The organism is Terrisphaera buseokensis (assembly GCF_047521145.2).
Lineage (GTDB): Bacteria > Verrucomicrobiota > Verrucomicrobiia > Opitutales > Opitutaceae > ER46.
The window spans coordinates 4561610-4586430 of record NZ_CM134186.1 but is presented as its reverse complement, the minus strand read 5'-3'; the positions used below and the strand labels follow the sequence as shown (position 1 = coordinate 4586430).

The window sequence follows — 24821 nt, the reverse complement described above, 5'->3', positions numbered from 1 at the left end:
GTGAAAACGCGTGATTCGCGGGCGGTGTGCGGTTTTGCTGGCCGCATGCTTGTTTCCACCGCCGAACTCGCCCAGCACCTCACGGACCCGGCCTGGGTAATCTTTGACTGCCGCCATGATTTGATGGATACGGCGAAAGGCCGGCGGTTCTACCAGGAGAGTCACGTGCCGGGTGCGCACTTTGCGCCGGTCGACACCGCGCTCTCGGGGCCGAAGACGGGCCGCAACGGCCGGCATCCGCTGCCCAAGCCGGAGACGTTCGCCGATTTCCTCGGCCATCACGGCGTCACGGCGGCGAAGACCGTCGTGGCTTACGACGACGTCGGCGGGCAGTATGCGGCGCGACTCTGGTGGATGGCGCGCTGGATCGGGCTCACGCAGGTGGTGCTGCTCGACGGCGGACTGCCGAAGTGGGTGGCCGACGGCCGGCCTGTCAGCGCCGAGGTGCCGCGCCCAACGCCGGCGATTCTTCCGGCGCGGTTGAGCGATCGCAGCCTCTGGCGCGTGACCGAAGTGCAGAAGCGCCTCGGCGATTCCCGGTCGCTGGTGATCGATGCGCGCGCGGCCGAGCGGTATCGCGGCGAGACCGAGCCGCTCGATCCGGTGGCGGGGCACATTCCCGGCGCGGCGAATCGTTTCTACAAAGCGAACCTTCGCCCCGATCTCACGCTGCGTCCCGCCGACGAATTGAAACGCGAGTTCACCGCGCTATTGGCGGGCCGAAAGCCCGAGGACGTCGCGCACCAATGTGGCTCGGGCATCACCGCGTGCGCGAATCTCTTCGCGATGGAATACGCCGGATTGCCCGGATCGAATCTCTACGCCGGCTCGTGGAGCGAATGGGTGGCCGATTCCGCGCGGCCGGTGGCGAAGGGATGAAAGGCCGGGAGCGCAGGCTTCCCGCCCGCTCTCTCGGATGCAGGCCGGAGGCCTGCGCTCCCGGTTGCGATGACTGCGGCGCAGCCCGCCGTTTGAAACCCTCTACGGCTTTCGCGCCGTGATCACGCTGCGATCCGCGACGGTCGGCTCGTAGTGCACGTCCTTGAAACCCGCGTCGCCGAGCAGCGCCGACATCTCTGCGATCGAGTAACATTTTCCCTCGGTCACGCTCATCAGCATTGCCGAGTAGCGTGCGACCGGCAGCGGGCCGTCCTTGGTCGCGTGGATGTGCGCGTCGTGCACGAGCAGCGTGCCGCCGGACTTCAGGGCGCGGAACGACGCCGTCAGCAGCGGTCCCACTTTCTCCGTATCCCAGTCGTGCAGCACATTCGAATACAGGTGGAGATCGTAGCCGTCTGGCAGCGGGTCGGCAAACATGTCGCCGGCCACGACCGACACCCGTGCGGCACACCCGCGTTTCTGGATCATCGTGCGGGCAATGCGATCGACGGGCGGACGCTCAAACACCGTCGCGGTCAGGTGCGGATGCTGCGCGGTGATCGCACACGCGTAGATCCCGGAACCGCCCGCGATGTCGAGGAGACGGGTGGCGTGGCGCGCATCGAGTTTTTTCGCGAGCGCGGGTCCGAGATAGATGCCGCGGCAATCCATCGCGGCCGTAAACGTCGTTGCAAACTCGTCCGTGAGCATCGCGTCCGTCCACGGCTTCTCGTGCTGATAACTGCCCCAGTTGGCCGGCTTGCCGGTCCGCAGGATCTTCACGAAATCGCGCGCGACCGGACGCTCCTTGAGCGATGCGTAGTACGGACCGAGAAAGAACGGCGACGTGCTGACGAGATGCTCGCGCGCCATCGCCGTGAGTTCGAAGCGTCCATCGGCCTGACGGATCAATCCGTCCGCGGTAAAGAGCGTCAACATGACGTCGGTGGGTCGCGCCGCGAGCCCGAGACCGGCGCAAATCGCGGCGAGGTCCGCGGGCCGCGCGGCGAGCCACGTGAAGAAATCGAACTCGGTGATCGCCGCGGTCAGCAGGTCAGCGGCGTAGAGACCGTCGCGGTAACGGTAAAGTTCGAGCGGGTCGGTGAGGGGCGGGCGGGTGAGATCCATGGTGAACGGTCAGGCGGAAACGGTCGGGCAGAAAAGCGGCGGCAACTCTCGTGCGGCGTTGCGCCGCTGATCTGCTCCGGTCGGGCGGACGAGGGCGTCCGCGGTCCCGGGATCAAGCGGTTGCCTGATCGGCCGTGTGGTACGCCTTGGGAAATTTCACGAGCCCGACCATGCTCTCGAGGGCCTTGAGTTTCACCTGCTGCTGCCGCCAACGGGCATCGACTTGGAACTCCAGCGGCACGCCGCGCAGATCCTGTTCAAGCATGAAGGCGAAGACCTGGAGCTTCCTGGCTTTCACCGCGCAGACGACTTTCCAGAAGCGGGTCGGAATCTGCACCGGGGTGCCGCCGAAGCGCAGATCGCTGTCAGCGAGCACCGGGCCGGCGAAGATGCAGAACTGCTCGGTGTCCGCCTGGGCGCCGATGAAGTTTTCCAGGCCACCCCAGATGCCTCCGAGATTGGACCGGTTGTAGTTCCCGCGCTGGGGCGAACAGTTCGTGACGTGAAACGTGTCGCCGTTGGCGCGCTGAATCTGGGCGTGGGTCGTGCCGAAGCAGACGTCCTCGCGACGCACGATGTGGCCTTTGTCGAAGGTGCCGTTGTCCCGCGTGTAGAAGCTGTCGGGAATCTGGAACTCCGGACTGACACGCGCGTCGAGCACCCACTTCTCCTGGTCGTTGTCGTCGAGTCCGGTGAGGTCCTTGCGCGAATACTTCTTGTTCGGCTCGGGCCGGCGCACCGCCGCGCGACCGTCGACGTTCGATGCGGTGTAGATCGCGAGCTTGCGGGTCTTGTGCAGCACGACGCTGAAATGCTCGTACGGAATGATTTTCCGGCCATCCAGCATCGGTGCCACCACTGCCGTTTTCGTGATCGTGGGCAGGGGCGTCGCGATCCCGAGGAAGTTTGGATCGAACCCGCGCCGGGAGGCGTAATTGCGATCGATGATCGGCTCCTTGAGGGATTCGGCTGAGGCACTGCTGGAATCGGAGCCCGCGGTCACGGCTGGCGCGCTGATCACAGGCGCGAGGGGCGCGGGCAGGGGCGCGCTGCCGAGCAGGGCCAGTCCACCCGAAGCCACTTCGAGTACAAGTGAACCCAGGACAATGCGGCCGGCCGCGGGGGCGACGGCGGGCTGACTCTCGAGCGGTGCGCCGGCGACGCGGGTGCTGCTGCCGGCGCGGGCGTAGGCCGACGACAGGACGTCTCCGTTTTCCTGGGACGCCTTCCATTCCGCAAGGCAGCCATTCCTCTCCCGCGCGACGGTGTTGAGCGTTTTGCAGATGCGGCTGACGCGAATGCCGGCGTTGGCCACCCAGTCGACATCGGCGTCATCGGCGTCGGCCAGGTCGGCGACGGTCTTGCCGCTCTTCAGGATGATCCTGGAGCCCTCGCGTCGCGGCACGCCGGCGTGATGGAGGGCGACGACCTGGAAACTGTCGTTGAACACCGGCGATCCGCTCGATCCCTGCGCGGTGTCGCTGACGTACCACAGCACGTCCGGATCGTCATCCTTGACGCATTGGTTTTCGCGCATCGCGAACTGACGGCGGCTGCCGCCGGGATGCTGGATGATGTTCATCCATTCCTTCAGGAGGGTCTTGCCCCGCTCGGGAATGAGGCGGTGGTACCCAAACCGGCGCAACTCCGTCGCTCCATCCTCGCTCTTTGGATCCACTGCGACGACCGCGAAATCGAGGCGCTGATGGTTGAAGAAGTACACGTCGGGACGGAGCTTGAACCGGAATGAGGGCTCCGGCCGGCCGGCGACGTTGTAGCGGTAGTTGAACTCGGCGATGGACGGTTCCGCCTCTTTCGCGGAGCCGAATACGTGGTGGTTCGTGATCATCAGCCGCGGTGAGATCATGAAGCCCGTCGCGGATCCGCGTTCATGGCCGGTCGCATCACGAATGCCGATACGGCAGACCGGCAGCGCGGCCAGCAGCGCGCGTTCGAGATAGAATTCGTCGACGAGATCGTTCGTGCCCATCACGCGTTCGAGTTCGCGGGCGGACGGCTTCGCCCCGCCGCCGCTCATGAAGGTGAAGCGGCGCGCGATGCGCTCGGGGTCTTCGGTGCCCTGAAGATGGGGCGCGTAATCGAGCGGCCCGCGCTTCAGCGTCTTGGCGGAAATGCCCTCGGCGCTGCGGCTGATGGCGGTGACGACACGGTTGGGAATGTTCATGGACTGGAGGGGAACAGGGGTGGCGGCGCCCGCGCCGCGTGCGGGAAACCTGCCGCGGCTTCGCCGCAAATGGAAACAAAAAGCCCGGGCGGTGAAGCCCGGGCTTTTAAGTTGAGACTGTTGAAGCGCCGCTCAACGCACCACGCGCGCGCCGCCGCCGCCCATCGTCTTCTCGACTTCCTTGCGGGTCGCCATCGACGTGTCGCCGGGGGTCGTGGACGCCAGGGCGCCGTGGGCCGCGCCGTACTCGACGGCCTTCTGCGCGTCGTTGAACTGCAGGAAGCCGAACTGCACGCCGGAGGCGAAGCTGTCGCCGCCGCCGACGCGATCAAGGATCTCGAGGTCCGGATACTTGCGGCTCTCGTGGAATTTGCCGTCGTGCCAGAGAATCGCGGACCAGTCATTGACCGTCGCACTCTTCACCACGCGCAGGGTGGTCGCCGCGACCTTGAAGTTTTTGAACTCCTTCACGGCCGTCTCGATCATTGCCTTGAAGGCGTCGGTCTCGATGTGGCTGATGTTGTGATCCACGCCCTTGACCTCGAAGCCGAGCGACGCGGTGAAGTCCTCTTCGTTGCCGATCATCACGTCGACATACTTCGCGATCTCGCGGTTGACCTCCTGCGCCTTCTTCAGGCCGCCGATGGTCTTCCAAAGCGAGGGACGATAGTTGAGGTCGTAGCTGACGATCGTGCCGTGCTTGTTCGCGGCCTTGACGGCTTCGACGGTCAGTTCCGCGGTCGAGGCGGAGAGGGCGGCGAAGATGCCGCCCGTGTGGAACCAGCGCACGCCGAGCTTGCCGAAAATATGATCCCAGTCGAAGTCGCCCGGCTTGAGCTGCGAGGCGGCGGTGTTGCCGCGATCGGGATTGCCGACGGCGCCGCGGATGCCGAAGCCGCGCTCGGTGAAGTTGAGACCATTGCGGACGTTGCGGCCGATGCCGTCGTCTTCGCGCCACTTGATGAAGTCGGTCGCGACACCGCCCTGCATGATGAAGTCCTCAACCAAGTGCCCGACCTCGTTATCGACGAACGCGGTGGCGACGGCGGTCTTGTAACCGAAACACTTCCGCAGGCCGCGGGACGTGTTGTACTCGCCGCCGCCCTCCCAGACCTTGAATTCGCGCGCGGTGCGAATCCGGCCCTCACCGGGATCGAGGCGAAGCATGACTTCGCCGAGCGAGATTTGGTCGAAGGCGACCGAGTTGGCGGGTTTGATTTGGAGGCTCATGGAGGAGGCAGGTGAAAAGAGGGATTGAGAGTTGAAAGGCCCGTGGTGGGACGGGTCAATCGTTCACTGGCCGACCGGAGAGGCACCGCATTCCGGTTGCGGGTGGAACGTGGCGGGACATTATCGGCGGCGATGAACCGACGCCATTTTCTGCAAGCGGTGGGCCTGGGTGGGGTGGCGGGCGTTTGGGCGGGTGGGACGGCCATGGCGGCGGCCGCGGCTGTTCCGCGCGGAGCGGGTCCGCGGATTCTTCTGCGGGAGGCGCTGCAGTTCGAGAACATCGGCGACAGCGGCCGCGTACCCGGGACAATCCGGTTGTTTTTTCAACATCTGCCGGAGGCGGAGGTCACGCTCTGGCCGTGGCATCTGCACGAACGCGAGCGGCAACTCCTGCGCCGGACGTTTCCCCGCCTGCGCATCGCCGAGGGTGAGATTGATGCGGAGGGCCGGGCGTCGACTCCGGAGCTGGCGGAAGCGTGGCGCACGGCCGACGTATTCGTGTCGCCCTCGAAGAACGCGGCGACCTACAAGGAATGGATTCGCACCGGGCGGCCGTATGGCTTTTTCGGATCGGCGTTTGATCCGATTACAAATCGAGCCACGCGTCCGGACGGGGCGTCGCTCGCCGCTCTGAAGGCGGAGATTGACCTGCTGCCGACCGACGATTTCAGCCGCAAGTTCGGCGCGCGCGCGGTGTACGACAACGCGGCCTTCATTTTCTGCCGGGACAGTCTTTCGCTGCGGTACCTGCGTAACCAGAAACTGAGGACGCCGGTGCTTGGGTTCGGGCCGGAAGGGGCGTTCGCGATCGCGGTGCGGGACGAGAAGCGCGCAACCGCGTGGTTGCGGCGGCATCAGCTGGAGGACGACGGCTACATCTGCGTCGTGCCGCGGCTGCGTTACACGCCGTACTATCGCGTGCGGAATCTGCCCCGCGAGGAATCCGACTACGCCGTGGATGCGATCAACGCGCGCACGACCTCGCGCGATCATGCGCCGCTGCGCGAGCTGATCACGCTCTGGGTCCGCCAGACGGGGCGGAAGGTGATCGCGTGTCCGGAGATGACCTACCAGATTCAGACGGCGCGCGAGGAGCTGGTTGATCCGCTGCCGGACGACGTGAAGCGCAGCGTCGTGTGGCGCGATTCGTTCTGGGTGGCTGATGAGGCGTCGTCGATCTACGCGCGGGCCTGCGCCGTGGTGAGCGTGGAATGTCACTCGCCAATTCTCGCGCTCGCGAACGGCACGCCGGGGCTCCACGTGCGGCAGCCCGTGGATTCGGTCAAGGGCGAGATGTACCGCGACATCGGCGTGGGCGACTGGCTTTTCGAGTGCGAGACTGTTTCCGGTTCGGAGTTGTGGGAGGCGTTGCAGCGCATCCATGCGGATCTCCCGCAGGCGCGGGCGCGGGTGCGCGCGGTGATGGCGCGCGTGGCGGAACAGCAGCGGGACATGACGCTGGCCGTCGCGCACGCGGCGGCAGCGCGGGCGCGTTGACGCATTCGCCGGTGGAATGAGTCCGGTCCCGGTGTCGGATCGTCCCGGGCTGACCGTCAAGAACTGGGCGTGATCGGCCAATTAATGCCCAGCGTCCCGCGCCCGGTGGGCGTATGGTGAGGCGTAAAGCGAGGCGCCGGATTCTCCGGCATCGTCCCAACACCAAAACGGAGGACGTCATCATGCTAAAAAAATACACGGTCGAATACAGTCTGCACTTCAGGAAGCACTCGCCCCCGGAGCATCACGAGTACTATACCGACGACCCGGTCGCGTGTGAGGAGTTCGTCCAGGGTTTGTTGCAACACGGCATGGGTCTGCATGCGATCCGCCACGACGGTGTCGATATGTCCAAGGTGGATTTCGATCGCATGGTGAAGATCGCCGCCGCGGAAGTGGCGTCGCGTCTCATCTGCACGTCCCTGAACATCAAACCCGAGGAGGAGCGTCATCGCTTCGGCTTCGCGGCGTAGGGCCAGACCGGATGCGGGGCGCCGTCGCCGCGGCCGGCGCCCGTGCAGTCGCGTCCACGCGGCTCACAATTCAAGCGCAGGGAATCTCCCCGACGGCAGGGCCCGGGAGAGGAAAGTGTGGCAGGTTTCATTTCAACGAAGGTCCATCATGAACCACTCCTACATTCGCTGGTTCTCCGACCTCGGGATGGCGGATTTGCCCACGGTCGGCGGCAAGAATGCGTCGCTGGGCGAGATGTTCCGCGAGCTCACGTCGGAAGGGATTCAGGTGCCGGCGGGGTTTGCCCTGACCGCGGACGCGTACCGGCTCTTCCTGCGCGAGGCGAAACTCGACCACACCGTCGCGGAACTGCTCGGCGGCATCGATACGCGCAACATCGAGGAACTGCGCCGGCGCGGGCAACTGATCCGGCATGCGATCCTCGCGGCAGAGCTGCCGCTGATTCTCGTCGCGAAAATCACCGAGGCCTACACCGAGATGGCGGGAGAAAAAACCGGCTTGCCGTCGGTGGCGGTGCGGAGCAGTGCGACAGCCGAAGATCTGCCCGACGCCAGTTTCGCGGGCCAGCAGGAATCGTATCTGAACGTCCAGGGCACGTACGCGCTGCTCGACGCCTGCAAGCGCTGCTTCGCGTCGCTGTTCAAGGATCGCGCGATTTCGTACCGCGTCGACAAGGGCTTTGATCACCTCAAGGTCGCGCTCTCCGTCGGCGTCCAGCACATGGTGCGCTCCGACCTCGCGTCGTCGGGTGTCATTTTTACCATCGATACGGAGACCGGATTTCGCGACGCCGTGCTGATCAACGCGGCCTACGGTCTGGGCGAGAATGTCGTGCAGGGCACCGTCAATCCCGACGAGTACTGCGTGTTCAAGCCGACGCTCAAGGCCGGCTTCAAACCCATCCTGCAGAAGCGCGTCGGGACGAAGGAATTCAAACTCATCTTCGATCAGGGCGGCGGCAAGATGGTGAAGAATGTCCCGGTGCCGGCGGGCGACCGCGCGAAGTTTGCCATCACCGACGAAGAGATTCTGCAGCTCGCCCGCTGGGCCTGTCGCATCGAGGATCACTACTCGAAACGCCGGGGCCAGCCGACGCCGATGGACATCGAGTGGGCAAAGGACGGCCTGACCGGCGATCTCTACATCCTGCAGGCGCGGCCCGAGACGGTGCAGTCGCGCAAGGATGTGGACGTGATCGAGTCCTACACGCTCAAGGAGCGGAGTGCGCCGATCATCACCGGTCGCAGTGTGGGCGAGAAGATCGCAGGCGGTCCCGTGCGCGTGATCAAGAGCGCGCAGCTGTTGGGGCAGTTTCGCGATGGCGAGGTCCTGGTCACCGACAAGACGGACCCCGACTGGGAGCCGATCATGAAGAAGGCGGCGGCAATCGTGACCAACCGTGGCGGCCGGACGTGTCACGCGGCGATCGTGAGTCGCGAGCTCGGCGTGCCGGCCATCGTCGGCACGGAACACGGGACGGAGCGGCTGAAGGACGGGCAGGTCGTCACCGTGTCCTGCGCGGAGGGTGACACCGGCTTTGTCTATGACGGCAAGCTGGCCTTCGACGTGCGCCGCACGAATCTCAAGACGCTCGGCCGGCCCCGGACGAAAGTGATGATGAACGTCGGCAATCCCGAGGAAGCGTTCGCGCTCTCGTTCATCCCAAACGACGGCGTTGGCCTCGCCCGCGAGGAGTTCATCATCACGTCCACGATCAAGATTCATCCGCTGGCGCTGCTCGACTACGACCGGCTCGCGGACGCGGAGGTGAAGCGCCAGATCGACGCGCTCACGATCGGCTACGCGGACAAGCCGCGGTACTTTGTGGAGAAACTGGCGCAGGGCGCGGCGATGATCGCGGCGGCCTTCTACCCGAAGGACGTGATTCTCCGGCTCAGCGACTTCAAGACCAACGAGTATGCCAACCTGATCGGCGGGCGCGCCTACGAGCCGGCGGAGGAGAATCCGATGATCGGCTTCCGCGGCGCGTCGCGCTACTATCATCCGCGTTATCGAGAGGGCTTCGCGCTGGAGTGCCAGGCGGTGCGCAAGGTGCGCGAAGAGATGGGGCTCACCAACCTCAAGGTCATGATTCCGTTCTGCCGCACGGTGGAGGAAGGTCGCAAGGTGCTGCTCGAAATGGCAAAGCATGGCGTGACGCGCGACGTGAGGGGACTCGAGGTCTACATGATGTGCGAGATTCCGAGCAACGTGATCCTCGCCGACGAGTTCGCGGAGATCTTCGACGGCTTCAGCATCGGCTCGAACGATCTGACGCAGCTGATTCTCGGCGTCGACCGCGACTCGGAAATCGTGGCGCCGATTTTCGACGAGCGAAACCCGGCCGTGAAGAAGATGATCGCGCAGGCGATCGCGGCCTGTCGCGCGCGCGGTCGCAAGATCGGCATCTGCGGGCAGGCGCCGAGCGACTATCCGGAGTTCGCGCAGTTTCTGGTGGAGCAGGGGATCGACAGCATCTCGCTCAATCCGGACACCGTTTTGAAAACCACCGCCGCGATTCTGAAAAAGGAACAGGCGGTCCAACCGAAAGGATCCTTCCATGAAACCGTCCCGGCCCTTCGTCATTAGTGCGACGAACTTTTCGTCCCACGCCAGCGCCGCCGCGACCGTGGCGGCCAAGCTTGCGCTCCGGCACTCCGGCACGCTGATGCTGGTGCATGCCACGGAGGCGACGGGCGCGGGCGTGCTGGCCACGCTGCACGATCGGCTCGTGGCGGAAGCCCAGCGGCTGCAGGCGACCGGCGTGGTCGTCGATCACGTGCTGCTCGAGGGCGGCCGCCCGGCCGAGGCCCTGATCGGCCTGATTCGCGAGAAATCCCCGTCGCTCGTCGTGGTGTCCGCCGGCATGAAGGGCCCGATGGATCGCTGGGCGCTCGGCAGTTTCTCCGAACGCATTGCCGAATCCTCGCCGGTGCCGACGCTCGTGGTGCGCAACGCGGGCGCGTTCGACGCTTGGGATTGGACGCAGGAGCGGCTCACCGTCGTCCTGGCCCTCGATTTGTATGCGACCTCCGACGTCGTGCTGCGTTGGGCGAAGGAGTTTCGGCTGGCCGGGCCGTGCGATCTCGTTTCCTGCTACGTAAACCGTCGCATGCCGACGATCGAGGAAGCCGCGGTTGCGCCGGGACGGCCGGTGAATCCGCCGACGCTGCAGAGCCGGCTGGAACGCGAGCTGCAGAAAAAAGTGCGCGATCAAATCGGTGACGACGTCAGCCCCGTCATCGTGCGTCCGCACTTCGGCGATCCCGGACCGTGCCTGGTGGAAATCGCGACCGAGGTGAAGGCGCAGCTGATCGCCGTCGGCACGCACCAGCGGCACGGTCTCAGCCGGCTCACGCAGTTCTCCGTATCCAGGGAACTGTTGCGCCAGTCGGGCATGAACGTCGTGTGCGTGCCGGTCAGCGCGACCTTCGATCCGCGCGAGGCGCACCTCCCGGATTTCCGCCGCGTGCTGGTCACGACGGATTTTTCCGAGCTGGGCAACGCCGCCGTGCCGGTCGCGTGTGCGGCGTGCAGCATCGGTGGCCTGGTGAAGATCATCCACGTCGCGCCGCCGCCGGTGCGCGGCGCCAAACGCGTCACGGGCGGCGGCGATCCGGATCTGGCCGAGCAACTGCGGCTGCTGATTCCGTTTGAAACGGGCGCGCGCTGCCAGCCGCCGATCGTCGAGGTGATCGAGGGCCACGACGTCGCCGCGGCCGTCTGCGAGGAGGCGGAACGCTTCGGCGCCGACATCGTGTGCCTGTCGTCGCACGGGCTCGGGGCCTCGCACGCGCTGCATGGCTCCGTGACGAAGGCCGTGCTGAAGAAACTGCGCCGGCCGTTGTTGGTGGTCCGCCGCTCAGACGAATGATTCCCGACCGGAGCAAACTCACGCAGTCGCCCGGCGGGCGGCGGACCGCGCATGACCTGCGCCACGACGAGTTGCTCCGTCTGTTGGACGTCGATCTCGCGCAGGGATTGACGGACGAGGAAGTCCGGCGGCGGCAGAAGCAATTCGGCCCGAATCGGGTCACACCGCCCCGCGGCCCCGCGGCATGGTTCAGGTTTCTCCAGCAGTTCCACCAGCCGCTCGTCTACATCCTGCTGCTGGCCGCCGGGGTCACGGCGCGTCTTGGTGAGTGGCTGGATGCGTCCGTCATCCTCGGCGTCGTGATCGTCAACGCCGTGGTCGGTTACTTGCAGGAGGCCAAGGCGGAGAAGGCCATCGAGGCGCTCGCCCGTCTGGTGGCGACAGAGACCACCGTGCGCCGGGCCGGCGGGAATCGACGGATCCATTCCGCGGCACTCGTGCCGGGTGACGTGGTGCTGCTGCAGGCGGGCGACCGGGTCCCCGCGGATCTGCGGCTTTTCCGGGTGCACCAGCTCCACGTCGATGAATCGGCCCTGACCGGTGAGTCGGTCCCTGTGGCCAAACACTCCGATCGGCTGGCCCTCGACACGATTCTCGCTGATCGGAAAAACATCGCCTACACCGGCACGCTGATCACCCGCGGCCACGCGGAGGGCGTCGTCTGGGCGATCGGGGATCAGACCGAGACGGGACGCATTTCCCATCTGCTTGCGAGCGCGGTCGAGCTGTCGACGCCGCTAACGAAAAAAATCGCGCAGTTCAGCCGCCTGGTGATCTGGGCAATTCTCTCCCTGGCGGTGGCGACCTTCACCTTGGGTGTGGTGCGGGGCGAAAATCCGGCCGACATGTTCATGGCGGCGGTGGCCCTCTCGGTCGGCGCGATTCCCGAAGGTCTGCCGGCGGCCGTGACGATCGTGCTGGCGATCGGTGTGTCCCGGATGGCGAAGCGTCGGGCCATCATCCGCCAGCTGCCCGCGGTGGAAACGCTGGGCAGCACCACGATCATCTGTTCCGACAAGACCGGCACGCTCACTGAAAACCAGATGACCGTGCGGGAGATTTTCGCCGGGGGCAGGCGCTATGACGTCACGGGCGCGGGCTACGAACCCAGCGGCGAGTTGCGCCTCGACGACACGGTCGTGGTCGTCGCCGAGCATCCCGCGCTCGCGGAATGCCTGCGGGCCGGTCTGCTCTGCAACGAATCCCAGGTGGTGCGCGAGGGCGGCCGCCTCACGGTGCAGGGCGATCCGACGGAAGCGGCACTGCTCGTCGCCGCCGGCAAGGGCGGGCTGGTTCACCGTGACGCGCGACGCGAATCGCCGCGGGTCGACATGATTCCGTTCGAATCCGAACACATGTTTCGGGCCACGCTGCACGAGGCGCAGGCCAGTCGTGTCATCTACAAGGTCGGCGCCTTGGAGCGACTGCTTGAACGTTGTACCGACGCCCTCGGTGAGGCGAACACGCTCGTCGCCCTTGATCGGGCCGTGGTGCACCGGGCGGCCGAGACCATGGCGGCCCGCGGGCTGCGCGTGCTGGCCCTCGCCCGGCGGGTCGTCGACGCGAACCACGCGCGGCTTGAGCACGCGCATGTCGCCGCCGGGCTCACGTTCCTCGGCCTGCAGGGCATGATGGATCCGCCGCGGCCCGAGGCGATCCGGTCGGTCCGCGAGTGCCAGCGCGCCGGCATCGCCGTGAAGATGATCACCGGCGATCATCTGGTTACTGCGCGCGCCATCGCGCTTCAGGTGGGATTGGGCGACCGCGATGCGCCGGCCGGGCTCGTGGCGCTCTCCGGCCGCGAACTGGATAAAATCTCCGACGCCGACCTGCCCGACATCGCGGAGCGCACCGCGGTGTTTGCGCGGGTCGCGCCCGAACAGAAACTCCGGCTCGTGCGCGCCCTCCAGGCGCGCGGTCACGTCGTCGCCATGACCGGCGATGGCGTCAACGACGCGCCCGCCCTGAAGCAGGCGGACATCGGCGTGGCGATGGGCATTGCCGGCACGGACGTGGCGAAGGGCGCGGCGGCGATGGTGCTCACCGACGACAATTTCGCCTCCATCGAGGCGGCAGTGGAAGAGGGGCGGGGCGTGTTCGACAACCTGACGAAGTTCATCGTGTGGATCATTCCGACCAACCTCGGCGAAGCGCTGACGCTGCTCGGCGCCATCGTGCTCGGCCTGCCGTTGCCGCTCGTGCCGCTGCAATTGCTCTGGATCAACCTCACCGACACGCTCCTCGGGCTGTCGCTGGCGTTCGAGCCGAAGGACCGCGAGGTGATGAGCCGCCCGCCGCGTTCGCCCACGCAGCCGTTGCTGACGTTGCCGCTGCTCATGCGCACCGGGCTGGTGGCGCTCATCATGCTTGGCGGTGCCCTCGGATTGTTTCTTTGGGAGCTGCGCGTGGAGCTAGCTGGACTGGCCGTGGCGCGCACCGTGGCGGTCAACGCCATCGTGCTGGTCCAGACGATTTATCTCTTCAACTGCCGTTCACTCACCCATTCGGTCTTCGCCATCGGGTGGTTCACGAACCGCTGGACGCTCCTGGGGGCGCTCGCGATGCTGGGCGCGCAGCTGCTCCTCACCTACGCGCCGGCGATGAACCTGCTGTTCCACACGGCTCCGCTTGGCGGAGCGTCGTGGCTGCGCCTGGCCGGGGTGACGGCCGCCGCCTTCGTCGCGGTGGAAGTCGAAAAATGGATACGCTTTGGCGGCCGGCGGGGAGAACGCGCGCTGCCACAGTGAGGCCGGGAACAAGCCAGACCATGACACCAGCGGGAAACTCCGAGCACTTCACGCGTATGCCTTCGACACCCGCTTCGATCCGTCACCGACTGCCCGTATCAACCCCGTCGCCGCCATGAATGCTCCCTCCCTGGCGTTCGCCGAACCGCGCCGAATTTTTGTCCCGGTCGACTTTTCCGCGCCCTCACTCGCAGCCCTTCGGGCCGCCGTCCTGCTGGCCACCCGGCCTCAAGCGAGCGCTCGTTGGCAGTGTGGCCGAACGCGTCGTGCGCCACGCGCCGTGTCCGTCCTTACCGTGCGGGTGGAAGGAACCCGCTGAACGCCTTGGAACAATGCGCGGCCACCTGCCATGAGTGAACCAACCTCTGCGTCTCTGCCGCAGCCTCCGCCGTCCGAGGCCCGGCCCTCGCGGCCGGCTGTGTTTTCGGCCGAGCTGCGTGATCTGGTTGTGGGGTTTGACGATCGTCCGGTCCGCCTGGAGGAAATGCTCGCAGCGACGCAGGGCCGCGGGACGCACCTGCTCCTGTTGCTGATTGCGCTTCCGTTCGTCGGGCCCGTTCCGCTGCCGGGCTTCTCGATTCCATTTGGCCTGGTGGTCACGCTGCTGGGCGGGCGGATGGCCCTCGCGAAGACGCCCTGGCTGCCCCGGCGATTGTTGCGGCATGAGTGGCCGGCGAAGGTCCTCGCCAAATGGATCCAGGCCGCCAGCCGCATCATGGCCGGAGTCGAATATTTCCTTCGGCCGCGCCTGCTCTTCGTGCCGGACCACGCTTTTTTCAGTCGCCTCGCCGGCGTGCTGATCGCGGTCTCCGGCCTCATGCTGATGCTGCCGTTTCCGCTGCCGTTCAGCAATTCGCTGCCGGCGTGGACCGTGCTGCTGCTCGCCGCGGGCGCACTCGGTCGCGACGGACTTTTCTTCTTCATCGGCTGCGCGTCCTTTGCGCTCTCGGTCGCCTTCTTCACCCTGATCGCAGTCGGCGGGGCGGAGGCGGTGGATGCGTTGCGCCGACTCCTGACTTTCCACTGAGCACTCCGTGAAATCATGAAACCCGCCGTCCCGCTCCCGCCCGCCGCCGTCGCGCGCCGTGAAACCCGCCGGCGGGGCCTCGGCCTTTTCTTCGCGCCCGAAGTGATTGCGGTGATCGGCGCCAGCGCGGAGGAGGGCAGTGTCGGACGCGCGTTGCTGGAAAACCTCTACGAATACGAGGGCCGCGTGTTCCCGGTGAATCCACACCACCGCACGGTGCTGCAACTGCCGGCCTTTGCCCGGATCGCGGATCTGCCGGTGCCGGCGGATCTGGCGATCATCGCCACGCCCGCCGCGCTGGTGCCCGGGCTCGTGCGCGAATGCGTGCAGGCCGGGGTGAAGGCGGCGCTGATTCCCTCCGCGGGTTTCAAGGAATGCGGCCCCGCCGGGGTCGAACTTGAACAGGAGGTGCTGCGCGAGGCGCGCCGGGGCGGCATGCGGATCATCGGCCCCAACTGCCTCGGGCTGATGGCGCCGCACCACCGCTTGAACGCCACCTTCGCGCGCACGATTGCCCGGCCCGGCAGCGTGGCGTTCATCAGCCAAAGTGGGGCCCTGTGCACCGCGGTCCTCGACTGGAGCCTGCGCGAAAACGTCGGCTTCAGTGCGTTCGTCTCCGTCGGCTCGATGCTCGACGTCGGCTGGGGCGATCTGATCACCAGCCTCGGCGACGATCCGCACACGCGTAGCATCATCCTCTACATGGAGTCGATCGGCGACGCGCGCTCGTTCCTCTCCGCCGCGAGGGAAGTCGCGCTGACCAAGCCCATCATCGTCGTGAAGGCGGGCCGCACCGAGGCGGCGGCGAAGGCCGCGGCGTCGCACACGGGCGCGCTGACCGGCAGCGACGCCGTGATCGACGCGGCGTTCCGGCGCGCGGGCGTGCTGCGCGTCGACACGATCGAGGAACTCTTCGACATGGCGGAGGTGCTCGGCAAACAGCCGAGTCCGCGCGGCGGCCGGTTGGGCGTGGTAACGAATGCCGGCGGTCCCGGCGCGCTCGCCGTCGACCGGCTCGTGGCGGGCGGCGGCGAAGTCGCACCGCTGACCGCGTCAACGCTCGCCGCGCTCGACCAGTGCCTGCCGGCCCACTGGAGCCATGCGAATCCGGTCGATGTCCTCGGCGATGCCGGTGACGAACGATTCGCCCGGGCCGTCGAGCTGGTGGTGGGCGATCCGACGACCGACGGCGTGCTGGTGATCCTCACGCCACAGGCGATGACCGATGCCCTCGGCACCGCGGAGGCGATCAAACGCTTCTCGGGCCGTCCTGGCGGAAAACCGCTGCTCGCCAGCTGGATGGGCGGCTCGGCGGTCGAGGCGGGCGAAGCGGTCCTCAACCAGGCCGGCGTGCCGACCTTCAAGTACCCCGACCGCGCGTCCCAGGCGTTCAACTACATGTGGCGTTTTCAGGCCAGTCTGAAGGCGCTCTATGAAACCCCCGCGCTGATCGATCGGGCTGCGGACGACGCCGGCACCGGTCGGCGGGCCGATGCGATCATTCGGGCCGCGCGGGAACAGAAGCGCACGCTGCTCACGCAGCATGAGGCCAAGGAACTGCTCGCGGCCTATGGGATTCCGGTCGTGGCGGCGGTGCCGGCCGCGACCGAGGACGACGCGGTGGCCGCCGCCGCGAAGCTGGGCTATCCGGTCGTGGTCAAACTTCACTCGGAAACCATCACGCACAAGAGCGACGTCGGTGGCGTGTACTTGAATATCGGTGACGCCACGCATGTCCGTCAGGCCTGGCGCGCGATTCGCCGCGGTGTGCTGGAAAAGGCGGCCGAGCGCGACTTCCAGGGCGTGACGGTGGAACGCATGATCACCGGTGATGGCTGCGAACTCATTCTCGGCAGCAGCGTCGACGCGCAGTTCGGCCCGGTGCTGCTGTTTGGTGCGGGCGGCGTGTGGGTCGAGGTCATGCAGGATCGCGCGATCGGCCTGCCGCCGCTCAACACCACGCTCGCGCGCCGGCTGATGGAGCAGACCCGCGTCCACGCCGTGCTGAAAGGCCTGCGCGGGCGTCCACCAGTGGATCTCCCGGCGCTCGAACAAATCCTCGTGCGCTTCAGCCAGCTCGTGGCGGAACAGCGGTGGATCAGGGAAATCGACGTCAACCCGCTGTTCGCCGCCTCCACCCAGATCATCGCGCTCGACGCCCGCGTCATCCTGCATGACGCGACGCTCACGGAACAGCAGCTGCCCGTGCTCGCGATTCGTCCGTACCCGGCGCACTTCGCCACCACGCTGACGCTGTCGGGCGGACCGCCGCTGGTGATGCGCGTGATCCGACCCGAGGACGAGCCGATGATGGTGCAGTTCCACGCGACGCTCTCCGACCAGAGTGTGTATTATCGCTACTTCACGTCGCTCTCGCTCAAGCAGCGGACCAGCCACACCCGCCTCGCGCGGATCTGCTTCATCGACTACGATCGCGAAATTGCGCTGGTGGTCGTGCACGACGAGCCGGATCCGGCGCGCGCGGAAATCATGGCGGTGGGCCGGCTGTGCAGGGCGCATGATCGCAACGAGGCGGAGTTCGCCATCGTGGTTTCGGATCGGTGGCAGCGCCGCGGTCTCGGCGGACGGCTCCTGCAACGCCTCGTCGAAATCGGCCGCCTCGAAAAACTCACCCGCATCACCGGCACGGTGCTCGCTGAAAACCACGCGATGCGCCGGCTCTGCGAGCGCACCGGCTTCACGCTGCACGCCCGCCGGGGCGAGCCGGAATTTGAAGCCGTCATTACGTTGTAGCGGGCGACGGCCCTTGCCGCTGACCCGCCGCGATTGCTACAAGGAAACGTGAACTCGCCCGAGCTGTTCGAAATCATCGGTCGTTTCGGGATCGCCCTGGGTCTGGGCTTGCTGGTCGGACTGCAGCGCGAGCGCACGGACTCGCGGCTGGCCGGTTTCCGCACGTTTCCGCTCGTCACGCTGCTCGGCGCCCTGTGCGGCCTGCTCGCGGAGCGCTACGGCGGATGGGTGGTGGCGGGTGGGTTTGGCGGAGTGGCGCTCGTGATCATCGGCGGCAACCTGCCGCTGTTGCGCGCGGGGCAGGAACGTCCGGGCGTAACGACGGAGGTCACGATGCTCGTCATGTATTCACTCGGGGCGTACCTCGTGAAAGGCTCCGCGCCGCTCGCGATCGCCAGCTGCGGAGCGGTCGTGGTGCTGCTGCATTTGAAACCGCAGCTGCATTCGCTGGCGTCACGGATTGGCGATCGTGACTTCACCGCCATCGTCCAGTTCGCGCTGATCTCCCTGGTGATTCTGCCCGTGCTCCCGAACCGCACCTTCGGGCCGTATGCGGTGCTGAATCCATTCAAGATCTGGCTGATGGTGGTGCTGATCGTGGGGATCAGCCTCGGCGGCTACGTCGCCTACAAGCTCATCGGCGTGCGCGCCGGCGCGTGGGCCAACGGCATCCTCGGTGGCCTCATTTCCAGCACGGCCACGACGGTGAGCGTCGCCCGCAGCAGCAAGGAAACGCCCGGACGCCCGGGGCTGGCGGCGTTTGTCATCCTCCTGGCGTCGGCCATCGTTTTTCTGCGGGTGGGCATTCTGCTCGGCGCGACGGCACCGTCCTTTCTGACGTCCGCGCTGCTGCCGATCGGCCTCATGTTCGTCACCTTGGCCGCACTCGGTTGGGTCAATCTCGGAGGCGGCGCGACGGTCGGGGCGGCGGTGCCGCTGCAGAGCAATCCGTCCGAGTTGAAGCCGGCGTTGCTGTTCGGCCTGCTCTTCGCGGTCGTGCTGCTGGCGGTGGCCGCGGCCAATGATCGCTTCGGCGCGCGTGGATTGTATTTTGCCGCGGCGATTTCGGGTCTGACCGACATGGATGCGATCACGCTGTCCGTGGCGCACCTGGTGAATGCGGGCGACATCGACGGCGCGCGCGGGTGGCGCGTGATCCTGGTCGCGGCACTTTCGAATCTCGCGTTCAAGGCGGCGACGGTCGCGGTGCTGGGCGATCGGGCGCTGCTGCGGCGGATTGGACTGGGTTTTGGCACGGCGGCCGCATTGGGTCTGGGGCTGCTGGCGTTCGGGCCGCACTGACGTGGCGTCGGCGCGTGGGGGCATTCCCGCAAGCCCTGCACACCTTCGGACAACGGTTGCGCAGATGGCGCGGCGAATCCGCGTTAGATTTTGCCGTGGATCCTCCCCCTTGGAATCCCCGAACCCCAGCCAACGCATGAAAGCCATCCTCGCTCCCGTCGATTTTTCCCGTGTCAGCCGTCGCGTGGTCGACGAGGCGATCGAGATCGCGCGCACGATCAACGCCCGGCTCGTGCTGATGCACGCCGTGCAGCCGCCGAGCGTCGTGACCGATCTCGCGCCGCTCGTGGGCGAGGCGCTCCAGTTCACCGCGGAAGTCGAGCGTCGCGCGCGCCTGCATCTGCAGCGCTGGCAGCGCAACCTGATGAAGCGCGGGATCACGGTGGAGACGGTGTGCGAGCAGGGTTTTCCCGTGCCGCTGATTCTCGCCTGCGCGCAGCGGATCGGCGCCAGTTACATCGTTATCGGTTCGCATGGCCACACCGCGTTCTACGATCTCGTGGTCGGCAGCACCGCGAGCGGGTTGTTGAAGCGTGCGACGTGTCCGGTCATGGTCGTGCCCTCGCAGCGCACGGAAAAGGCCGGGGCGATCCGCCGGCGTTGACGCCCGCCCGGCAGCTTCCTGCGCCGGCATGAGCTGCCGGCAAATTCTGCTGAGGAAAGAGCAAGGAGAGCGGAGCGGGTGGGGGACGACGGTGCTACGTTCCGTTCATACGAGGGCTGCGGCGGAACGCGCCTGATCGCGCGTGAAGCGGGGTCCGCCAGGCTCCCAACCGGAGGATGTCCCCATGGCTGAGAAACAATTCCTCTTCCGCCAGGCGGTACGCGTCACCTCTCGGACCCAAAGTGCGGATCTGTCGGTGGGGTTGAATCGAATTGTCGATGGCCCCGGTAACTTCGGCTGCGATGCGCTGACTAACCCGTATGGCGACAGGGTGCAGACCGGTGCGCGCGACCCCGGCAAGGTCACGCGGATTGCGCTGCAGCCTGCCGCGTCGATCGCCGGCCTGGCGTTGACCACCGAATGCATGATCGCGCGGTGGCCGGAGGAAAAACGGGCGAAGGAAAATCCGGAGCCCGACGACGTGAGGTAACAGAAAGGAAAATCATGAACACCGCGGCAATGGAAGCGACGGCCCTCGAGCTGGTGGCTCCGGGCAAAGGGATTCTGGCGGCCGACGAAAGCGGCCCGACGATCGAGCAGCGCTTCAAGGGCGTCGGCATCGCGAGCACCGGCGACACCCGCCGGGCGTATCGCGAGATGTTGTTCACCACGCCCGGACTGTGGGCGTTCATCAGCGGCGTCATTCTTTACGACGAGACGATCCGTCAGAAATCCACCGATGGTGCTTCGATGATCGAGGTGCTCGGCCGGCAGGGACTCATTCCCGGCATCAAGGTCGACCGGGGCGCGAAGGCGATGGCTGGATTTCCCGGAGAAAAGATCACCGAGGGGCTCGATGGCCTGCGCGAACGCCTCGCGGAGTACGCGCAACTGGGCGCGCGCTTCACCAAGTGGCGGGCGGTGTTGACGCCCGGACCGCAGCGGCCGACCCGCACGAATCTGCAGGCGAACGCCCACGCGCTGGCGCGGTTCGCGGCGTTGAGCCAGGAGGCAGGCCTCGTTCCCGTGGTGGAGCCGGAGGTGCTGATGGACGGCGACCACTCGATTGCGCAACACGGCGCCGCGACGGAGACGATGTTGCAACTGGTGTTCCGCGAACTGGCCGAGCAGGGCGTGCGGCTCGAGGCCGTGCTGCTCAAGGTGAACATGATTCTGCCCGGCACGACCTGTCCCGAGCAGGCGTCAGTGACCGACGTCGTGCAGGCGACGGAGCGTTGCCTGTGGCATACCGTGCCGCCGGCGGTGCCGGGCATCGTGTTTCTTTCCGGCGGTCAGACCGACGTGCGATCGACCGAGCACCTCGATGCGTTGAACCGGCTCGAGCACAAACCGTGGGAATTGAGTTTCTCGTTCGGTCGCGCGCTGCAGGCCCCGGCCCTGCGCGCGTGGGCCGACGGATCGGTCGCGGCCGGACAGGCGGCCCTGCTGCACCGGGCGCGCTGCAACTCCGCCGCCCGCTTCGGTCAATACACCGCCGGAATGTAGGTAAGAGCCGCATGAACCCCTCGCTTGTCACTGACGTCGGTCTCACCGACGCGATTTTTCACCGCCGGGCGGTCCGCGAGTTCAGCGCCCGCGAAACCGAGCCCGACTCCGTCGAGCAACTGCTCGTCGCCGCCGTCCAGGCGCCCAGCGCCTTGAACCAGCAGCCGTGGGGCTTCGTCGTGATTCACGGTCGCACCCGGCTCGCGGATTACAGTCAGCGCGTGAAAGCGTTTCTCGTCGCCACGTATCCGACGAGCTTCGAGGTGCATTCACGCAGCGACCTGTACGAGGATCCGCACTACGATATCCTTCACGGTGCGGACACGCTCGTGGTCATCTACTCGAAGCGAGGCCGCCTGCATCCGACGGAGGACTGCTGCCTCGCCGCGGAGAACCTGATGCTCGCCGCTTACGGGCAGGGGCTCGGGACGTGTCCGATTGGTTTTGCGCGGCCGTGGCTTGATCTGCCCGAAATCAAACGCGAGCTGGGCGTGCCCGATCACTGGGTCGCCGTGTTTCCGGTTGTGCTCGGCTATCCCGCGGGACCCGTCGCACCGACGCCCCGCGAGGAGCCCGATGTGGCGAACTGGGTGTGGGAAACGTCCTGACGCACCGCGGTGAAGTGGGTCGAATGAAACCGGAGCCTCGTCGGAGACGGGGATCGGCCCAGACCGAGGGATCGGCTGGGCGCGATGGATTGGCCGGGATTGGCGGATCGGCTGGGACCGCGGACGCCCTCGTCCGCTCCGCCTGAAGCCGGCGGGACGCCGGCGCTCCCGGGGGGCGCTCCCGTGGGGGCTCTTTTGACGCTTACGATCCTTCGCGGCGCTGCGCCTGACGCGAGCCGCCGAACTGGCGTGCGCGCACGCGCTGGCGGGCACCGGAATCGAGGACATTCGTGCGATTGTCGTGGGCCGTGCCCGGCGAGTGGAAACGATGCAGCGGATCGCTGAGGTGGGCGGCGAGCGTTTCCTTGATCGAGAAGTGCGCCGACGCCGCTCCCGCCGGAGCCGCCTCGTCGCCTTCTTCCTCTGACGGCGCCTGTTTGAGTTCAGCCTCGGCGGCAAACCAGTCCTGCCAGTCATTGCCCTCCGGGCAGCCACGGTCGAGCCAGCGGTAGTAGGCGCGAAGCCGGATGGAGTTGGCCGTGAGCTCTGTGGTGTCAGGGGCCGGGACTGGGTTTGTTTTCATGATCGGTGATCGGGGTTGATGAATCTTCACTTACAGTAAGCCCGGCGGCGAAAACGCCTCGTCATTCCTTGCCGTAGATGGGGCGGATATTGGCCGTGCGGCCGGCGCCCTGGCAGTGCCCGCGAATGACGCGAACCGGCGCGAATTTCAGCGGCAAGATGGGATGAGTCCGCTCCCTTCGCTGTGGTCTGGTTCGCGTCCATTGGCGTTATTCGCGGGCGCGCCGTCTGGAGCGCACTAATTCCCAAAAAATGCGGCGTCGCCTGGGTCGCTTCGCAGTAAGGTGCGCGTGCCGGACGGCCGCCTGGGCGCGCCGTATCCGGACTCTCGATGCCTGCGAACCGCACGGTGGCTTATTTCTCGATGGAGATCGCGCTTGATCCCGCGATGCCGACCTATGCGGGCGGGCTCGGTATCCTGGCGGGCGATATGTTGCGTTCGTGCGCGGATCTGGCCGTGCCCGTCCTCGCGGTCACGCTGCTGCACCGTCACGGCTATCTGACGCAGCGCTTCGATTCCTCGGGCTGGCAGCACGAGGTGCCGGCGGAGTGGCCCGTGGAAAAATATCTCACGGAAATGCCGGCGCGCGTCACGGTGCAGATCGAGCACCGCACGGTGGCGCTCCGGGCGTGGCGTTACCAGCTGACGGGCCTCGGCGGCGCCCAGGTCCCGGTGTTTCTCCTCGATACGGATCTGCCGGAAAACGCCTCGTGGGATCGGACGCTCGCGCACTTCCTCTACGGCGGCGACGCGTACTACCGCCTCTGCCAGGAAATCGTGCTCGGGATCGGCGGCGTCCGGATGATGCGCGCGCTCGGCTGCGAAAACGTCCAGCGTTTCCACCTCAACGAGGGGCACGCGAGCCTGCTCACACTCGAGCTGCTGCACGAGGAGGCGAAGCAGCACGGGCGCACCCGCGTTACCGGCGAGGACATCGACGCGGTCAAGGCCCGCTGCGTGTTCACGACCCACACGCCCGTGGCCGCGGGTCACGATCAGTTCGCGATGGATCTGGTCGGGCAGGTATTCGGGCCGCGTGTGGGGGTGATCGATCTGCGCGACGTGTTCTGCGCGGATCTCGTCCGGCGGGTCGTGCAGCTGGAGCGGCCCGAGGCTGACCTGAGCAACCTCTTCAGCCGGGGCAACACGCTCAATCTCACCCATCTCGCCCTCAACCTCAGTCACTATGTGAATGGCGTGGCGATGCGGCACGCGGAGGTGTCGCGCCAGATGTTCGGGAAATACCAGGTCGACGCGATTTCCAACGGCGTGCATGCGGCCACGTGGACTTCGCCCGCCTTCCAGCAGGTGTTCGATCGCCACATTCCCGGCTGGCGCGCGGACAATTACAGCCTGCGCTACGCCCTGAGCATTCCCACGCCCGAGCTGTGGACCGCGCATCTCGCGGCGAAGGAGAAACTGATCGCCGCCGTGCGCGCCGCCACGCGCGTGGAGCTCGATCCGCAGTTGCTGACGCTGGGCTTTGCGCGCCGGTCGACGCCGTACAAGCGGCCGGACCTCATCTTCACCGATCCGCCGCGGCTCCAGGCCATCGCCGCCCGCGTGGGCGTTTTGCAGATTATCTCCGGCGGCAAGGCGCATCCCAACGACTCCGGCGGCAAGGAGATCATTCAGCGTATCCTCCGCCTGCGCGACGCCCTGGGCGACCGCATCCGGGTCGTGTACTTGGAAAACTACGACATGGGGATCGCGCAGCTCATGACCGCCGGCGTGGACGTCTGGCTCAACACCCCGCTGCCGCCGCTCGAGGCCTCGGGCACGAGCGGAATGAAAGCGGCGCTCAACGGCGTCCCAAGCCTCAGTGTGCTCGATGGCTGGTGGCTGGAGGGCTGCATCGAGGGCGTGACCGGCTGGTCGATCGGCGATCATCAGATCAGTGCGGCACCGGCGGCGGATCGCACCGCCCGCGACGCCGCCTCATTGTATGATCAGCTCGAGCACGTCGTGGCGCCGCTCTACTATCGCGAGCGGGCGCGTTACTTGGAGGTGATGCGCACGTGCATCGCCTTGAACGGATCGTTCTTCAACACGCAGCGGATGGTGCAGCAGTACGTGTTGAAGGCTTACGCTGAGTGAGGCGAAATCCGATAGCAGGCATCCCGCGAATCACGCGAATGAACGCCAATGAAAACCGGGCGCATTTGCGTTCATTCGCGTGATTCGCGGGAGGCCGAGTGGTTCCGTTGGAGCGGAAAGTTCACGGGCATCACCGGGTGGGACAGCGAATGTCCCACGGGGTGGAGTAGGGTCACGGCATGAAACTTCTACGCCGCATTCGCTACGGTTTGATTCAGCTGTCCGGTCCCGCTTCCTGTCGCCTGCAACGCGAGTGGGCTGCGGTTGAAAGCCCCGCGCTGCCGGAGTGGCTGCGGCGCGGCGCGCCCGTCGAGCGCATCGGTCCG

The 24821-nt window shown here is 66.4% G+C and carries 19 protein-coding genes; 15 read left to right on the top strand and 4 right to left on the bottom strand.

Features of this window, described 5'->3' with window-relative positions; genetic code table 11:
* The first annotated feature begins 45 nt into the window (after positions 1 to 45).
* A complete protein-coding gene (locus ACLJEU_RS17230; RefSeq protein WP_414660273.1) occupies positions 46 to 879 on the top strand; it encodes a sulfurtransferase in 834 nt (277 codons plus the stop codon).
* 102 nt (positions 880 to 981) lie between these two features.
* Here ACLJEU_RS17230 and ACLJEU_RS17225 read toward each other — a convergent pair whose 3' ends face one another.
* The 3 genes from ACLJEU_RS17225 to ACLJEU_RS17215 form a co-directional block, all read right to left on the bottom strand.
* A complete protein-coding gene (locus ACLJEU_RS17225) occupies positions 982 to 2007 on the bottom strand; it encodes a methyltransferase (RefSeq protein WP_414660274.1) in 1026 nt (341 codons plus the stop codon).
* Between the two features lie 112 nt (positions 2008 to 2119).
* Positions 2120 to 4192 carry a DNA/RNA non-specific endonuclease gene (locus ACLJEU_RS17220; RefSeq protein ID WP_414660275.1) on the bottom strand — a complete coding sequence of 691 codons (2073 nt, stop codon included), beginning with the start codon at positions 4190 to 4192 and terminating at the stop codon, positions 2120 to 2122.
* A 132-nt stretch (positions 4193 to 4324) separates the two neighbouring features.
* The gene (locus tag ACLJEU_RS17215) at positions 4325 to 5422 is read right to left on the bottom strand and encodes a PfkB family carbohydrate kinase (RefSeq protein WP_414660276.1); all 1098 of its coding nucleotides are present in this window, start codon (positions 5420 to 5422) and stop codon (positions 4325 to 4327) included.
* A 132-nt stretch (positions 5423 to 5554) separates the two neighbouring features.
* Between ACLJEU_RS17215 and ACLJEU_RS17210 the strand changes: the two genes are divergently transcribed.
* From ACLJEU_RS17210 to ACLJEU_RS17150, 13 genes are all read left to right on the top strand, one after another.
* Positions 5555 to 6919, top strand: coding sequence for a polysaccharide pyruvyl transferase family protein (locus ACLJEU_RS17210; RefSeq protein WP_414660277.1), 1365 nt, complete (start codon positions 5555 to 5557; stop codon positions 6917 to 6919).
* 182 nt (positions 6920 to 7101) lie between these two features.
* Entirely contained in the window at positions 7102 to 7392 is a 291-nt protein-coding gene (locus tag ACLJEU_RS17205; RefSeq protein ID WP_414660278.1) for a hypothetical protein, read from the top strand.
* Positions 7393 to 7540: 148 nt separating this feature from the next.
* Positions 7541 to 9982 (top strand): phosphoenolpyruvate synthase, encoded by a 2442-nt coding sequence (ppsA, locus tag ACLJEU_RS17200; RefSeq protein WP_414660279.1) that lies wholly within the window; start codon positions 7541 to 7543, stop codon positions 9980 to 9982.
* Entirely contained in the window at positions 9954 to 11267 is a 1314-nt protein-coding gene (locus tag ACLJEU_RS17195; protein WP_414660280.1) for a universal stress protein, read from the top strand. The genes ppsA and ACLJEU_RS17195 overlap by 29 nt, the downstream gene beginning before the upstream one ends.
* Complete coding sequence (locus tag ACLJEU_RS17190) at positions 11264 to 14014, top strand: cation-translocating P-type ATPase (RefSeq protein WP_414660281.1); 2751 nt, start codon at positions 11264 to 11266, stop codon at positions 14012 to 14014. The genes ACLJEU_RS17195 and ACLJEU_RS17190 overlap by 4 nt, the downstream gene beginning before the upstream one ends.
* A 119-nt stretch (positions 14015 to 14133) precedes the next feature.
* The gene (locus tag ACLJEU_RS17185; RefSeq protein WP_414660282.1) at positions 14134 to 14367 is read left to right on the top strand and encodes a universal stress protein; all 234 of its coding nucleotides are present in this window, start codon (positions 14134 to 14136) and stop codon (positions 14365 to 14367) included.
* Positions 14364 to 15041 (top strand): exopolysaccharide biosynthesis protein, encoded by a 678-nt coding sequence (locus tag ACLJEU_RS17180; protein ID WP_414660283.1) that lies wholly within the window; start codon positions 14364 to 14366, stop codon positions 15039 to 15041. The genes ACLJEU_RS17185 and ACLJEU_RS17180 overlap by 4 nt, the downstream gene beginning before the upstream one ends.
* Positions 15042 to 15056: 15 nt before the next feature.
* The gene (locus tag ACLJEU_RS17175; RefSeq protein WP_414660284.1) at positions 15057 to 17795 is read left to right on the top strand and encodes a bifunctional acetate--CoA ligase family protein/GNAT family N-acetyltransferase; all 2739 of its coding nucleotides are present in this window, start codon (positions 15057 to 15059) and stop codon (positions 17793 to 17795) included.
* A gap of 48 nt (positions 17796 to 17843) precedes the next feature.
* Positions 17844 to 19097 (top strand): MgtC/SapB family protein, encoded by a 1254-nt coding sequence (locus tag ACLJEU_RS17170; protein ID WP_414660285.1) that lies wholly within the window; start codon positions 17844 to 17846, stop codon positions 19095 to 19097.
* Between the two features lie 136 nt (positions 19098 to 19233).
* The gene (locus ACLJEU_RS17165; RefSeq protein WP_414660286.1) at positions 19234 to 19701 is read left to right on the top strand and encodes a universal stress protein; all 468 of its coding nucleotides are present in this window, start codon (positions 19234 to 19236) and stop codon (positions 19699 to 19701) included.
* A gap of 184 nt (positions 19702 to 19885) precedes the next feature.
* Positions 19886 to 20191 (top strand): hypothetical protein, encoded by a 306-nt coding sequence (locus ACLJEU_RS17160; protein ID WP_414660287.1) that lies wholly within the window; start codon positions 19886 to 19888, stop codon positions 20189 to 20191.
* Positions 20192 to 20205: 14 nt separating this feature from the next.
* Positions 20206 to 21207 carry a class I fructose-bisphosphate aldolase gene (locus ACLJEU_RS17155; RefSeq protein WP_414660288.1) on the top strand — a complete coding sequence of 334 codons (1002 nt, stop codon included), beginning with the start codon at positions 20206 to 20208 and terminating at the stop codon, positions 21205 to 21207.
* An 11-nt stretch (positions 21208 to 21218) separates the two neighbouring features.
* Complete coding sequence (locus ACLJEU_RS17150; RefSeq protein ID WP_414660289.1) at positions 21219 to 21815, top strand: nitroreductase family protein; 597 nt, start codon at positions 21219 to 21221, stop codon at positions 21813 to 21815.
* A 202-nt stretch (positions 21816 to 22017) separates the two neighbouring features.
* Here the strand turns inward: ACLJEU_RS17150 and ACLJEU_RS17145 are convergent, their stop codons facing one another.
* Entirely contained in the window at positions 22018 to 22398 is a 381-nt protein-coding gene (locus ACLJEU_RS17145) for a DUF2934 domain-containing protein (protein WP_414660290.1), read from the bottom strand.
* A 330-nt stretch (positions 22399 to 22728) separates the two neighbouring features.
* Here ACLJEU_RS17145 and glgP point away from each other — a divergent pair, with 330 nt between their 5' ends.
* Complete coding sequence (gene glgP, locus ACLJEU_RS17140; protein WP_414660291.1) at positions 22729 to 24495, top strand: alpha-glucan family phosphorylase; 1767 nt, start codon at positions 22729 to 22731, stop codon at positions 24493 to 24495.
* Positions 24496 to 24821 lie beyond the last annotated feature (326 nt).

Coding starts and splice junctions, on each gene's coding strand:
- ACLJEU_RS17185 (WP_414660282.1), top strand. CDS start 14,134: ATGCTCCCTCCCTGGCGTTCGCCGAACCGCGCCGAATTTTTGTCCCGG.
- glgP (WP_414660291.1), top strand. CDS start 22,729: ATGCCTGCGAACCGCACGGTGGCTTATTTCTCGATGGAGATCGCGCTT.
- ACLJEU_RS17195 (WP_414660280.1), top strand. CDS start 9,954: ATGAAACCGTCCCGGCCCTTCGTCATTAGTGCGACGAACTTTTCGTCC.
- ACLJEU_RS17150 (WP_414660289.1), top strand. CDS start 21,219: ATGAACCCCTCGCTTGTCACTGACGTCGGTCTCACCGACGCGATTTTT.
- ACLJEU_RS17215 (WP_414660276.1), bottom strand. CDS start 5,422: ATGAGCCTCCAAATCAAACCCGCCAACTCGGTCGCCTTCGACCAAATC.
- ACLJEU_RS17220 (WP_414660275.1), bottom strand. CDS start 4,192: ATGAACATTCCCAACCGTGTCGTCACCGCCATCAGCCGCAGCGCCGAG.
- ACLJEU_RS17190 (WP_414660281.1), top strand. CDS start 11,264: ATGATTCCCGACCGGAGCAAACTCACGCAGTCGCCCGGCGGGCGGCGG.
- ACLJEU_RS17210 (WP_414660277.1), top strand. CDS start 5,555: ATGAACCGACGCCATTTTCTGCAAGCGGTGGGCCTGGGTGGGGTGGCG.
- ACLJEU_RS17180 (WP_414660283.1), top strand. CDS start 14,364: ATGAGTGAACCAACCTCTGCGTCTCTGCCGCAGCCTCCGCCGTCCGAG.
- ACLJEU_RS17175 (WP_414660284.1), top strand. CDS start 15,057: ATGAAACCCGCCGTCCCGCTCCCGCCCGCCGCCGTCGCGCGCCGTGAA.
- ACLJEU_RS17230 (WP_414660273.1), top strand. CDS start 46: ATGCTTGTTTCCACCGCCGAACTCGCCCAGCACCTCACGGACCCGGCC.
- ACLJEU_RS17145 (WP_414660290.1), bottom strand. CDS start 22,398: ATGAAAACAAACCCAGTCCCGGCCCCTGACACCACAGAGCTCACGGCC.
- ACLJEU_RS17165 (WP_414660286.1), top strand. CDS start 19,234: ATGAAAGCCATCCTCGCTCCCGTCGATTTTTCCCGTGTCAGCCGTCGC.
- ppsA (WP_414660279.1), top strand. CDS start 7,541: ATGAACCACTCCTACATTCGCTGGTTCTCCGACCTCGGGATGGCGGAT.
- ACLJEU_RS17225 (WP_414660274.1), bottom strand. CDS start 2,007: ATGGATCTCACCCGCCCGCCCCTCACCGACCCGCTCGAACTTTACCGT.
- ACLJEU_RS17155 (WP_414660288.1), top strand. CDS start 20,206: ATGAACACCGCGGCAATGGAAGCGACGGCCCTCGAGCTGGTGGCTCCG.
- ACLJEU_RS17205 (WP_414660278.1), top strand. CDS start 7,102: ATGCTAAAAAAATACACGGTCGAATACAGTCTGCACTTCAGGAAGCAC.
- ACLJEU_RS17160 (WP_414660287.1), top strand. CDS start 19,886: ATGGCTGAGAAACAATTCCTCTTCCGCCAGGCGGTACGCGTCACCTCT.